The following is a 12,784-nucleotide window of genomic DNA, read 5'->3' on the forward strand; positions in this document are numbered from 1 at the left end:
AGACCGATGGCACCTGAACATACTGATCAGCCTTTCAGTCACGGGTTAACGGCACGAATACTGGTTGCAGATGACGAGCCTCGCCTGCTGAATACACTGGCTTCGCTGCTGCGCAGCCGGGGTTATGAGGTTGCGGAAGCTCACGGCGGCCGAAAAGCCTGCGAGCTGATTGACCAGCAAACGTTCGACCTTGCCCTGCTGGATCTCCGGATGCCCGAAGTCAGCGGTTTCGACGTCATGGCACACCTTGCCAGCGGGCAACCGGATTGTGGCGTGATTGTGGTCAGCGGCGAAAGCTCATTCAGCGCCGTGAGCCGGGCCCTGCGCAGAGGCGCCCTGGACTACATCCGTAAACCCTTTGACCCTGAAGAGTTGCTGGCCACAGTCGAGAGCGTTATCGGGAAAAAATCACTTCTTGAAGCCCACGAACACATCCAGATGCGGCTGGAGAAATCCGAGGCCCTTCACCGATACATCGTCAACAGCTCCCCAGACATCGTGTTCATGCTCGATAAAGACGGACACTTTTGCTTTGTAAACAGCAAAGTCGAGAGCCTGCTCGGATATCAGCCATCGGAACTTTGCGGCCAGCACTTCCGGCACATTCTTGACGACCGGGACGTGACCCGCGGGACCCTGGCCCTGAAAGGCCCCAACATCACCGCAGACAACCCGAGAACCCTGGAAGTTCGCCTGAAAACCCGTGGCAGCCGCCGGGCCACCCGACACTTCGAGATAACCGCCTTTCCCATCGATCCGCAAACCTGGCCCCACTCCGGGACGACACAGGGAGACGGCAATGGCAACGGCGCAACTTATTATGGAACCGCCCGTGACGTCACCGAACGGAAAGAGGCCGAAGCCTTCATCAACTTCCAGGCCTACCATGACTTGCTGACACGACTGCCGAACCGGGCACTTTTCAAGGATCGTCTTGAGCTAGCAATTACCCACGCCAACCGCGGCGGCCAGAAACTCGCCGTGATGTTCCTGGATCTGGATCGGTTCAAGGTCATCAACGATACCCTCGGGCACGCCATGGGTGATCGTCTGCTTCAGGCGGTCACACATCGTCTTGAGAAGTGCCTGCGTAAAGGCGACACCCTGTCCCGATTCGGTGGCGATGAATTCACGCTGCTTCTGCCATCCATCCATAATCACGAGGATGCGAGGCAAATCGCGAAAAAGCTTATCGACGCACTCAAAGCACCCTTCCAGTTGGGCGACCACGAAGTATTCGTCGGTGTAAGTATTGGCATCTCTATCTTCCCGGAAGCCGGCGAGTCCATGGATCAGTTGATACAAAACGCCGATATCGCGATGTACCACGTCAAGGGCAAAGGCAAGGACGGTTACCGCTTCTACTCCGACAGCATGAGCATCGATACCGCCAATCGGCTTAACCTGGAACGGGATCTGCGCCTGGCCCTGGAGCGGGACGAACTACGGGTTTTCTATCAGCCTCAGGTGTGCTCCACAACAAACCGTATAGTCGGACTTGAAGCGCTCGTTCGCTGGCAACATCCCGAGCGAGGATTGCTCTACCCAAGGGATTTCCTCCCCCTGGCAGAAGAAACCAAATTGATTGGCCAACTGAGCGAGCGGGTTCTTGACCAGGCCTGCGAAGATGTCGGCTGCTGGATTCGCGACGGCCATTCCGACCTGCGGCTCGCAGTAAACCTGTCACCCAGCCAGGTCGAACACCCACGGTTTGTGGAAACCCTGATGCAGCAGGTAAAAACCCACAACTTCCCGGCCGGCAATCTCGAAATAGAGATTACCGAAAACGTGATCATGAACGATCTTGAGCAGATCTCCCAGAAACTCCGGGAACTGGCCGCTCTAGGTGTCCGGATAGCGATTGACGATTTTGGCACCGGCTATTCGTCGCTGAATTACCTCCACCGCCTCCCGATCCATACCCTCAAGGTCGACCAGTCTTTCGTCAAAGCCATTCGCAGCGGAGACGACGGTGCGTGTATCGTCAATGCCATCGTTGCCATGGCTCACGGACTGAAGCTGGAGATTGTTGCCGAAGGCGTGGAGACCGACGAGCAGCTTGAATATCTGCGAGGCCTGGGCTGCCATCAGGTCCAGGGCTTCTTCTACGGTCCGGCGAGACCTGCGGTCGAAATTTCCAAAACCCTGGGAACCGGCCGGACCAGAACCACAGCCAGAGCCGCTTCATTCTGATAGGCGATTATTTATTGTCTGACACTCCTATATAAAACCGCGATCTGGTTTGCAAAGTATTGCAGTACGTTACTTTGTGTATCCGGAAATGCGCATTACTGCACATATTTCTCCCACCCTGTTCTCTAAGCTCAAATCCATAGGCGCTGATCACCGGAATGTCCGACATTCTCGGACCAATAACGACAAAAACGGCGACGGCATCCAAGGAACAAGAACAGGCAGCAGTCATCATGCGCGACAAGTACAAGTATATTGGTCCCGTCTACGATTTCCTGAGCAATCTCTACAGCGGCAAGAATATACACCGCTGCAAAACCGCAATGCTGGATGTTGAAACCGTCCGGCCCGGGGACAGGATTCTGTTCGCCGGCGTCGGCCATGGCCGGGATGCCATCCGAGCTGCTGAACTGGGCGCAGAGGTGACCGTGGTGGATTTGTCCGAAACCATGCTGCGGAAGTTTGCCGAGGCTCAGGAAAAAGAGGCACCACAACTCACAATCCGGCGCATCCACAGTGACATCATGAAAGTGGATGAATTCGAGCAGTACGACATGGTCGTGGCCAATTTCTTCCTCAACGTGTTCGATGAAGACATGATGGTCCGGGTCCTCGAGCACCTGATACGGCTGGGCAAGGCCGACGCCCGGGTCGTTGTTGGCGACTTTTCCTACCCGACTGGCAACCTGCTTTCCAGAATGTTCAAGAAGCTTTACTGGTACATGGCGGTCTTCATTTTCTGGCTATTCGCCAACAATGCCTTCCACAAAATCTACAACTACCCCGAGCACATGCAGCGGCTGGGCCTTCAGGTCACGGACAAGAAGCACTTCAAGCTTCTGAACATGAACTGCTACTGGTCCATTCTCGGACGCAAGCAGGCCTGAGCACTTCGCTAGAGAGTCACCCAACAAAAACAAACAGGGAGCAGCAGCATGTCGGATCAGATACTCGCACTGGACAGGGTTGGCGCGCTGGAGAGCGGCTCTTTTACATTTACCGAGCGTGTCGATTTCCTGAAGAAATACGGCACCCATTCCCAGTCGTTTTCAACACTCCAACCGGGCATGCAGTATTTCGACGTACCGGGTATGGGGTACATCGCCTACATGCGCAAATGGGGCGCCACCTTCGTGCTCTCGGATCCTGTCTGTGCCCCGAAAGACTTTGGCAACCTGCTCGAGAGCTTTCACCAGCACTTTCCGAACGCCAGTTACATCCAGGTCTCCAAACCGGTGGTTGATTTCCTGCACCTGCGCTTTGGTCTCTACGGCACCCAGTTTGGCAGCGAATCCCGCATCGATCTGGGCCGCTGGTCACTCAGCGGGAAGAAAAAACAGATCCTGCGAACCGCGCTGAACCAGGCGGAAAAAAGCGGTATTACTGTCAAAGAACGTTTCAGTGACGATCACACCCGTGAAATATCCGAAGCCTGGATTCGAACCCGCAAATGCAAGAGCAATGAAATCCGCTTTCTGATCCGCCCCATGGAAATGGACTATCGAGAGAACGAAAGGCATTTCTACGCCTATCAGGATGGTAAGGCAGTAGGGTTTATCTATTTCGACCCGATTTATCGCAACAACGAGATCATCAGCTATGTGCCCAACATCTCCCGGGCCAACGCCGATTTCCGCCAGGGGATTTTCTATACCCTGATGGCACATGCGATGGACGTTTTCAAGGCGGAAGGAGTACCCTATCTCGATCTCGGGCTGATTCCCCTGTCACTGGATTCCGCAACGGAGCATCAGGAGAGCAGGCTGTTGAAGAGTCTGCTGCACGGCCTCTATGAGAAGGGCAACTTCCTTTACAACTTCAAAGGCCTGGAATTCACCAAATCACGTTTTCGGGGGGAGAAGTTCAAGACGTACTGCTGTCACAAACGGTCGATTCCGGCGCTGGAGTTTCTCGCCATGTTCAAGCTGACCCGGTTGCTGTAGCCCCCAGGGGTTCTCCCGGCCAGTGTTCGCTTACCCGATTGACCTCCAGGCCCAGGCCCGCCATGAAGGACGCGATGCCCTTCGGTGCCGGCCCCGAAAACAGCGCAGCGCTCACAGGTTGTTTCCCTGCGCCGGCAACTGCGCCTTGAGCAACATCAAGCCGCCCGGTCTGTTCCAGCAGCCAGGCTACCCGTCGGGCAATGGCCTCACCCGAGTCCACCCAGAAACGAACCGACGGCAGACTCGCCTTCAGACTATCCAGTAACAGTGGATAATGAGTGCAACCAAGTACCACGGTGTCCACACCAGCCTCTTGAAAAGGCCTCATCGCCTCATTGAGCTCGGCAAGCGGAACCTCGATTCCTGAAACCAGGTCTTCTGCCCAGCGCACCAGCCCCGGATGGCCAATACGTTCAATCCTGCAATCGCCAGCGAATTCCTCGACCAGCCTGTCGAGATAAGACCTGCGAACCGTTGCCGGTGTCGCCAGCAGCCCCATTCGCCGATTTACGGTTTTTGCTGCCGCCGGTTTGATGGCCGGCACCACCCCCACAACCGGGACCGCCGTCATCGCCCGTAAATGCGGCAGAACCACGGTACTGGCGGTATTGCAGGCCACCACGATGGCGTCTGACGGGTAGAGCTCGAGCGCTCTGGTGATCAGACCGCAACAACGGTCGATCACAACCGCCTCGGATTTGTCGCCATAGGGGAAGCCTGCGTTGTCTGCCAGATAGACGATCTCCAATCCCGGCAGTTGCCGGTGAATACAGGCCGCAACGCTCAGACCACCGACACCGGAGTCAAACACCAGAACCCTTGGAGGCGTCTGCCCGCTCAAACCGGAATACCTCCCCGGGAAATCTCGTTCTCCATGGCCCGGATCAGCCGGCCCGAAATCGTGGATTCCGGCGGCACCGGTGGCGTATCGCCCGGCAGGAACCAGTCGGCATCGGCAAGCTCGTCTTCCTGCAGAACAAGCTCTCCTCCGGCGTAATCGGCGAAGAAGCCGACCATAAGCTGATGGGGAAATGGCCAGGGTTGCGAGGCGTGGTAGCGGATGTTGGTGACGTCCAGCCCGGTCTCCTCTTTCACTTCACGGTGCACAGCGCCTTCCAGACTTTCCCCCGGCTCAACAAACCCGGCAATCAGGCTGTAAAAATGCCTTTTGACCCGGGAGGACCTTGCAAGCAGGAGCCGATCGTCCCGGCGAATGACCACAATCACGCAGGGAGCCAGCCTCGGGTACCAGGGAATTCCGCAAGGGTCGCACCATTTGGCCCTCTCACGGGGATGAAAGCCGGTTCGCTCGCCGCAGCGACCGCAATACTGATGGTCACGCCACCATTGCCAGACCTGGAATCCAGTACTGAGCATATCCGCAGGCGCATCGCCAACCATCAGCAATGCATCCCTCAGGGAAATCAGTTCCCCGCTGGCTACGCCAGAGTCGGGCAACTCAGTCACGAAAACGTCTCGCCCGTCGTAACTGCCCAGAGACACTGAATCCGGCAATCCGTCCCGGAAAAGATTGCTGTCGCCAGAATGCAGCCAACCGGAATCAGGCTTGACCACATCTGATCCCGACAGCGCGAGAACCAGATCGCCTTTTTCCGGCTGCCGGGTCGTCCAGCCGGGTATCCACTGAGTCATTGCGACCACCATTTGATGCGTCAACGGGGTGATTAAGAGATCAACCAGAAATGTACCACATTGCTGCACCGGCCAAGAATGAAAGCGCCGACTTTCCGCTCTGTACTCAACCAAGTAAACTTGGCACCTGTTTCTTCAACGGAGTTGCACTTTATGCGTCTTTACCAGGGCATTCGCAGCCTGATCCTGACCCTTTTTCGCAAGATACTGTTTATCTGGGTCCGGACTGATGTCAGCGGCAACAGCGTTGAAGCCCTCGCCCTCGATCCCGACAAACCGGTTTGCTACGTGCTGCAATACAGCTCGCTCTCGAGCCGTCTGGTTCTGGAGCAGGAAGTTATCCGGGCCGGACTGCCAGGCGCCACTGAAGCCCTTCCGGTGAAAAACGGCCCGTCCCACTCCTTCTTTTTTCTTTACCGCCGGATTGGGGGTTTTTTCAGAGGACGTCAGGCTCCGGCGCCCACGAACGAATTTCAGGCACTGGTGCACTACGGTCTTGAGCATCCAGACCAGGATGTCCAGATTGTTCCGGTGTCACTCTTCTGGGGCCGATCTCCAGACAAGGAAAAGTCCCTGGTAAAGCTGCTGCTGTCTGACACATGGTCCATTGCTGGCCGGCTTCAGAAGTTCCTGATCATCATGGTTCACGGTCGCAATACCTATGTACAGTTCAACCAGCCGCTCTCACTGAAACAGGTGATCGACGAATACCGGCACAGCGAGGAGCGCGCCAACCGCAAGCTGGCGAGGATACTGAGAACCCATTTCCGCCGGGTTCGCCAGGCCGTGCTGGGGCCGGATCTATCCCATCGCCGCACCCTGGTGGCGGGTCTGGTACGGACCCAGGCGGTCAAGGAAGCCATCCGGGAGACGGCGGCACGAGACGACATACCGCCGGAGAAAGTCCGTGCCAAAGCCTATAAATATGCCGATGAGATTGCGGCGAGCATGTCCGTTGTCACTATTCGCTTTATGGAAGTGGTGTTGTCATGGCTCTGGAACCGGATCTACAACGGCATTGCCATCAACAATGTCCAGGTCGTGAAGGAGGTGGCGCAGGATAATGCCGTGGTTTACGTGCCCTGCCACCGGTCCCACATCGACTACCTGCTGCTGTCCTACGTACTCTACAAGAACGGTCTGATGCCGCCCCACATCGCCGCTGGTATCAATCTCAACATGCCCGTAGTCGGACCGATCCTGCGCCGCGGCGGAGCGTTCTTCATGCGCCGCAGTTTCAGGGACAACCCGCTCTACGCCACCGTGTTCAATGAATACATGCACGTGATGTTCTCGCGGGGCTATTCCATGGAGTACTTCGTTGAGGGCGGCCGCAGCAGGACAGGCCGCATGCTGCAGCCCCGCCCGGGCATGCTGGCAATGACCGTGCGCAGTTTCCTGCGTGACCATCGCAAACCCATCGTATTCGTGCCCGTGTACATCGGCTATGAAAAGGTTATGGAAGGTCGCTCCTATCTGGGCGAACTGCGCGGCAAGAAAAAGGAAAAAGAAAGCGTATTCGGGCTGGCTAAAACTGTCCGTAAGCTCAGCAACTCCTTCGGTCGCGTTTCAGTCAACTTTGGCGAAGCCATTCATTTGTCCGAGGTTCTCGACGATGTTCACAGCAGTTGGCGCGACGAGGCCTACGACGCCGAGTATCGCCCAAAGTGGCTCAACAGCGCGGTTTCAGAGCTGTCATTCCGGGTAGCGTCGAACATCAACGCGTCGGTTGCCGTTAACCCGATCGGCATGACCGCAACCGTTCTGCTGGGTACCGAGCGACTGGCGATGGATGAGGGCCAGCTGATCCGACTGATGGATCAATACGCTGCCCTGCTCAAGGCGTTCCCCTATGCGGAAACGGTGACGCTGCCTGAGGGCTCTGGCAAGGACTGGGTCGACTACTGCGAGGGCATGGGCCTGATCAGCCGGCAGCCGCAAAAGCTCGGCGACATCATTGCCCTGGAAGGCAGCAACGCGATTCTGATGACCTACTACAGGAACAACATCCAGCACCTGTTCGCGCTGCCCTCACTGATTGCCAGCCTCTTTGAAAACAAAGATTCGCTGGGGCGGGACAAGATCGTGTTCCTCGCAAGCGTGGCCTACCCCTACCTGCAATCCGAGCTGTTCCTGAAGTACCAGCCGGATGAAGCCAAAAACGTGATCAATCAGTGGATTGATGTTCTTATTGAGCAGGGCCTGCTGAAGCCGCTGGATGATGACCGGATCCGTCGACCGGAAGAAGGCACCGAGGCAATGCTGAGGCTCCGGGTTCTGTCCCGCTTTATCATCCAGACCGTCGAGCGCTACCACATTGCCCTGGGCATTCTCCGCAAGTACGGCTCAGGAAAGATCAGTGCCGCCGAACTGGAAGAGCAGAGTGCACTGCTGGCCGAACGCATGTCCATCCTGTTTGGCCTCAACGCACCGGAATTCTTTGACAAGAGCCTGTTCCGGAATTTCATTGCCAATATGCAGAACAACGGTGTCATCACGACCGACGACAACGGCTTGCTGTGCTATGGAGAAGGACTGGATGAGGTGGCGGACGATGCCCGCCTGGTGCTGAGTGTCGAAAAGCGACAGGCGATCCAGCAGGTCACCATGATGGGCGCGTGAGAGCCCTCACTGGGATGGCAGCGCCCTGATAGAGTAGACATCGTACCGGCTGCTTTTCCCTTCTATGCGAGTGGTCGGCTCCGGCCCGTCAATCACAGGCGCCTTGCGGGGCCGCTTGACCACAACCCGGTAACGGGCACGTTCAAGAGCACCCGCGAGCAACTGTCCCGAATCCTCGTCGTCCCCCACAATGGTGCGGAAGACCTGCATTTCCTTTTTCACCAGAGCCGACTTGTCCCTGTGGGGGAACATCGGGTCCAGATAGACAATATCGGCGGCCTCGGTATCAGGTTGCGCCAGCCAGTCAATACTGCTGCCCTCCAGCAATCGCATGCGCTCGACAATGGCCGCGCAATCCACGTTCAGGGCGGCCCGCGCCAGACCGTCTGCCAATAAGGCATGGATCACCGGATTACGCTCGAACAGCGTAACCTGGCAACCAAGGCTGGCAAGGACAAAGGCATCCTGGCCCAGTCCCGCGGTAGCATCAACCACATGGAGCGTGGCACGGGTTTTCTGCAGGCCGACCGCCTTGGCCACCAGCTGGCCAGCGCCACCACCATGTTCGCGACGGTAACCCATCTTGCCGGTAACAAATTCCGCACGCACCGGTCCGGGCGCACCCTTGCCGGTCACCTGCAGACCAAGCCCCTGCTCATCAAGAAACAACAAAACCGGGAAGTCGCGGACATCTCTGGGACGTACCACACCCAGATTATCCAGACCCAGTGATTCAGCAAGAGCCTCTGCCTGGAATCGGTCTCCTAGCGCGCTGCGGGCAACGGCGACCGTGTTCAGGTAAAGGGCAGACGATTCGCCAGAGAAGGAGTCAGACATCAGACCAGAATATCAATGCCGGCCAGGCTAGCATCGCCGCCAGCTTCTTGTCCGGCGGCGGCTACAGACGCAAATGTAGAAAGAGCCCTGGCGGCTGGCAGGGACACTTCGTCCGCACGGAATCGCTCCAGACGGATGTCTTCGGCGGCACGACGGGCCTCAACACGCCGTTCGAGAGTTTCGATAGCATTACGGTCACTGACAATGCTCTGACTGCCATCAGCAAGGTCACGGCGAGCGGACTCGGGTGATTTTTCCGGCGTTGACGCGGGCGCACGGGCCGCATCACTGCGCTCCCGGACCAGGCTGTTGTTACCAGTCTGAAAATTGAAATTGTTACCCGGATTAATTCCGCCAATCATGTTCGGATACCGCTGGCCGGATGACAGGAAAACGTGAGATGGAAGTATGGAAGATTATTGCGTGGAAGAAAAGACGGCTGGTTACTTTTCGCCCAGACCGGTTTGCCCGGATTAATACAGACAGGCATGGTGACTATCGACCAGGCAGTTTTTTCCAGGTCACTTCATCCCTGATATACACCGGCTGCGCCTGCTCCGCTGGCACCGTCTTTCCCTGCTCATAGGCAATCGCCGCCAGACGCGCAACCCAGGCTGCGCGGAGCACCAGAGTCTCGTCGATGGTATCGATTCGCTCTGATACCTCCGCCGGCATGGTGGACCGATAATGCCAACCCTGCCCTGCTCCGCACCAACGAGCAGCGCCTGCGGGCAGCGTTACCGCCTCCGGCGGACAGACCTGCTCTGGCGCCAGCGCCGCCGGCAGTCCTGCCCGGGCGGCAAAACAACCCCAATAAACCTCACCCATACGGGCATCAAAAGCCACCGCAATACCCGTGTCCTCGGGGGCATCCAAAGCTTCAATAGCCCCCAGGGCAACCGCCTCCAGTGACGAGACGGGCACCACCGGGATATCCAACCCCCAGGCAAGGCCCTGCACGACACCGGTTGCGATTCTCACACCGGTGAAAGAGCCCGGGCCGCAGGCAAACGCCAGGACATCCAGCTCCGCCGGGGCCAGGTTTTTCTCTACCAGCAGTTCCCGCACCATTGGCATCAGCAGCCTGGTGTGGCCTCTGGGAGCAAGCTCAAAGCGTTCGGAGATTTCGCCATCAACAAGAAGGGCTGCCGAGCAGCCCTCTGATGACGTATCCAGTGCCAACAGTTTCACCGGTGTGAAAACCTCAGGTCAGGATGCGAATAATTTACTTGAGTTCAGACAGGATCTGGTCGCGAATGCTGTCCAGACTGCCAACGCCTTCCACGCGCACATATTTCGGTGCCGCTGAAGAGTCTTTTGACGCCCAACCCTGGTAGTAGCCGACCAGAGGTGCGGTCTGATCGTGATAGATTTTCAGACGCTTGCGAACCGTCTCTTCCTTGTCGTCCTCACGCTGAACCAGCGGTTCGCCGGTTTCATCATCCTTGCCCTCTACTTTGGGCGGATCGTATTTCACGTGATAGATGCGACCGCTGCCCTCATGCACCCGGCGGCCGGACAGACGACTGACGATTTCCTCGTCATCGACAGCAATTTCCACCACGTAGTCGATAGCAATCCCCTGGTCTTTCAAGGCCTCGGCCTGAGGGATGGTCCGGGGGAAGCCGTCCAGCAGGAAACCGTTCTTGCAGTCCGGCTGTTGGATGCGCTCTTCGATCAGCGCAATGATGATGTCGTCAGACACCAGCCCGCCGGTCGCCATGACTTCCTTAACCTGCTTGCCCAGCTCAGACTCGGCTTTCACCGCCGCCCGCAACATGTCACCGGTGGAAATCTGGGGAATATCAAACCGTTCAGTTATGAACTGGGCCTGAGTTCCCTTGCCGGCGCCCGGTGCGCCTAACATGATGATTCGCATAACGCTGTGCTCCCGTTTTAGTCATTATCATTTGAAAAGCTGTGGCAAAAACTCGTGCCTTTGCGACAGCCTCTCCTGTACGGAACAGGTGTCAGCCAGAATCGGCGAAGGCGCATTATACGAAGTCAGCCACGTCAGAGAAAGTCGACCTCCGTATCATGCACCGGAAGCGCGCATTTCCCAGCGAAAAACGACAGGGTGTCAGGATGACAGGGAGTTGGCCAGTGCGTCCAGATCCGGAGCCACCCGATCCAGTTCCGCATTCAGTTCTTCCACTACTTCCGGCCGTAGTGACAGGCCTAACAGCAAAGCCGGTACGTCATCGGGGTTGAATTCATCGCCGATACCGCGATCCTTCAACAGAGCATTGGCCAGCTGCACCATCAACACATAGTTCTCGTGCTCGCCATGGTAACCAGACTGCTGATGAACACCGGCCGCCTTGACCACCGGATCCGGCAGTTGCCACAAACGGTGCAGTATTCCGCCAATGGCGCCATGGCCCACCGACAGGATTTCCTGGCCATTGCCCTGCCCGAACACCTGCTGCTCAAGAGAGTGCATGCTGGCTTCGGGATTGGCCTCGCGAAGCTCATTGAGTTCATCGAATTCTGCCGGGAAAAGATGCCCGACCAGCAAAAGACCGAAGTTGTGCAACAGCCCGCACAGATAACCCAGCCCTTTCTCGGCGCCGCATCGTGGCGCAATGATCTGGCACAGGAATGCGCAATACAGCGAGTGGCGCCAGAAATTATCCATACCCAGAATCCCTTGGTGGGGCACTTCAAAGGCGCGAACAGAGGCAATACCCAGTGCAATGTGGGCCACACGGTCAAAGCCCAGCACACGGGTGACCGCTTCCTGGACTGAATTGATCTGGCCGGGATAATTGAACAGGGCAGACCGGGCATAGCGCATGATCTGGGCGGTCAGGCTCGGGTCAAACTCGATCAACTCGGCAAGTTCCCGGGCGGTGGCGTCGGTATTGGCGGTCAGCCGCAGAATACGCAGCGCCAGGGCCGGCATTGGTGGCAGGCGATAGAGTTTCTGGAGCTTGTCGGCAACTTCCTCGAGCGTTAGTGCCTCGCGGCTGCCGTTGCCCTGTCCCCGGATAACCAGGTGTCCTTCCCTGGCGCCTGCAAGCGACAGCCTCAGTGATCGGCCATCCATTTCTAGCAGGGAATGATCGGTGCCACTGGAGAACACCGCCTGATCCGCCTGCATCACATCCGCATCAACGATTACGGGCAGTTCGTAAGCCTGCCCGATGGGCGGTGTGAAGCCGGGATCGCAATCGCCGAACAGGCGCATGGTCTGGCGGGCGGTGAGTGGCTGCAGACGGCGACCGGTCAAGTGGTGGACCGCATCCGGGTCAAGGGAACTGTCGAACTTGTGCACAGCCATAACGACACCGGTAATATCGATCAGGAGGGTCGCCTGAATAAAGGCGTCCTGCGACAAACCCGAAGCAATAACCGCCGCATCCAGGCTGGTCACTTGATCAATCGGCAATTCCCGATAGCTGATGCCCTTGCGGGCAAGAAAACGTTCCAATCGTGCAGCCAGCGCCACAGCTTACTCCCTTTGTTCTCGTCAGTGGCCAGGCGACCCGGCCTTTGTCACGGCACTTCTTTTGGGCACTGTCATCAGCGCACTT

11 protein-coding genes are annotated in these 12,784 nt (G+C 57.4%); 4 read left to right on the top strand and 7 right to left on the bottom strand.

What is annotated here, in order from left to right:
* Positions 1–6 precede the first annotated feature (6 nt).
* The 3 genes from FMN52_RS07460 to FMN52_RS07470 all read left to right on the top strand — a co-directional run bounded on the left by FMN52_RS07460 (position 7) and on the right by FMN52_RS07470 (position 4,136).
* On the top strand, positions 7–2,193 hold the full coding sequence (locus tag FMN52_RS07460) for an EAL domain-containing protein (protein WP_148608040.1): 2,187 nt from the start codon (positions 7–9) through the stop codon (positions 2,191–2,193).
* A 233-nt stretch (positions 2,194–2,426) separates the two neighbouring features.
* Positions 2,427–3,080 (top strand): class I SAM-dependent methyltransferase, encoded by a 654-nt coding sequence (locus FMN52_RS07465; RefSeq protein WP_148608262.1) that lies wholly within the window; start codon positions 2,427–2,429, stop codon positions 3,078–3,080.
* A gap of 48 nt (positions 3,081–3,128) precedes the next feature.
* Complete coding sequence (locus tag FMN52_RS07470; protein ID WP_148608041.1) at positions 3,129–4,136, top strand: DUF2156 domain-containing protein; 1,008 nt, start codon at positions 3,129–3,131, stop codon at positions 4,134–4,136.
* Here the strand turns inward: FMN52_RS07470 and murI are convergent.
* Both murI and nudC read right to left on the bottom strand, forming a co-directional pair.
* Complete coding sequence (gene murI, locus FMN52_RS07475) at positions 4,114–4,977, bottom strand: glutamate racemase (protein WP_148608042.1); 864 nt, start codon at positions 4,975–4,977, stop codon at positions 4,114–4,116. The two genes, FMN52_RS07470 and murI, sit on opposite strands and share 23 nt — an antisense overlap.
* The gene (gene nudC / locus FMN52_RS07480) at positions 4,974–5,789 is read right to left on the bottom strand and encodes an NAD(+) diphosphatase (protein ID WP_148608043.1); all 816 of its coding nucleotides are present in this window, start codon (positions 5,787–5,789) and stop codon (positions 4,974–4,976) included. The genes murI and nudC overlap by 4 nt, the downstream gene beginning before the upstream one ends.
* Before the next feature lie 153 nt (positions 5,790–5,942).
* Here nudC and plsB point away from each other — a divergent pair, with 153 nt between their 5' ends.
* On the top strand, positions 5,943–8,411 hold the full coding sequence (gene plsB, locus FMN52_RS07485; RefSeq protein ID WP_148608044.1) for a glycerol-3-phosphate 1-O-acyltransferase PlsB: 2,469 nt from the start codon (positions 5,943–5,945) through the stop codon (positions 8,409–8,411).
* Positions 8,412–8,417: 6 nt separating this feature from the next.
* Here plsB and FMN52_RS07490 read toward each other — a convergent pair whose 3' ends face one another.
* The 5 genes from FMN52_RS07490 to FMN52_RS07510 form a co-directional block, all read right to left on the bottom strand.
* Entirely contained in the window at positions 8,418–9,248 is an 831-nt protein-coding gene (locus tag FMN52_RS07490) for a class I SAM-dependent methyltransferase (protein WP_148608045.1), read from the bottom strand.
* Positions 9,248–9,610 carry a UDP pyrophosphate phosphatase gene (locus tag FMN52_RS07495; protein WP_148608046.1) on the bottom strand — a complete coding sequence of 121 codons (363 nt, stop codon included), beginning with the start codon at positions 9,608–9,610 and terminating at the stop codon, positions 9,248–9,250. Before FMN52_RS07495 ends, FMN52_RS07490 begins: the two co-directional genes overlap by 1 nt.
* A 133-nt stretch (positions 9,611–9,743) precedes the next feature.
* Complete coding sequence (gene tsaB, locus FMN52_RS07500) at positions 9,744–10,439, bottom strand: tRNA (adenosine(37)-N6)-threonylcarbamoyltransferase complex dimerization subunit type 1 TsaB (protein WP_148608047.1); 696 nt, start codon at positions 10,437–10,439, stop codon at positions 9,744–9,746.
* Positions 10,440–10,473: 34 nt separating this feature from the next.
* Positions 10,474–11,127: an adenylate kinase gene (adk, locus tag FMN52_RS07505; RefSeq protein ID WP_148608048.1), complete on the bottom strand. Its 654-nt coding sequence runs from the start codon at positions 11,125–11,127 to the stop codon at positions 10,474–10,476.
* A gap of 201 nt (positions 11,128–11,328) precedes the next feature.
* The gene (locus tag FMN52_RS07510; protein ID WP_148608049.1) at positions 11,329–12,699 is read right to left on the bottom strand and encodes an HDOD domain-containing protein; all 1,371 of its coding nucleotides are present in this window, start codon (positions 12,697–12,699) and stop codon (positions 11,329–11,331) included.
* Between the last annotated feature and the right edge of the window lie 85 nt (positions 12,700–12,784).

The sequence above is a fragment of the Marinobacter sp. BW6 genome (genome assembly GCF_008107725.1).
Classification (GTDB): domain Bacteria; phylum Pseudomonadota; class Gammaproteobacteria; order Pseudomonadales; family Oleiphilaceae; genus Marinobacter.

Coding starts and splice junctions, on each gene's coding strand:
- nudC (WP_148608043.1), bottom strand. CDS start 5,789: ATGACTCAGTGGATACCCGGCTGGACGACCCGGCAGCCGGAAAAAGGC.
- FMN52_RS07465 (WP_148608262.1), top strand. CDS start 2,427: ATGCGCGACAAGTACAAGTATATTGGTCCCGTCTACGATTTCCTGAGC.
- plsB (WP_148608044.1), top strand. CDS start 5,943: ATGCGTCTTTACCAGGGCATTCGCAGCCTGATCCTGACCCTTTTTCGC.
- adk (WP_148608048.1), bottom strand. CDS start 11,127: ATGCGAATCATCATGTTAGGCGCACCGGGCGCCGGCAAGGGAACTCAG.
- FMN52_RS07470 (WP_148608041.1), top strand. CDS start 3,129: ATGTCGGATCAGATACTCGCACTGGACAGGGTTGGCGCGCTGGAGAGC.
- FMN52_RS07460 (WP_148608040.1), top strand. CDS start 7: ATGGCACCTGAACATACTGATCAGCCTTTCAGTCACGGGTTAACGGCA.
- FMN52_RS07490 (WP_148608045.1), bottom strand. CDS start 9,248: ATGTCTGACTCCTTCTCTGGCGAATCGTCTGCCCTTTACCTGAACACG.
- FMN52_RS07495 (WP_148608046.1), bottom strand. CDS start 9,610: ATGATTGGCGGAATTAATCCGGGTAACAATTTCAATTTTCAGACTGGT.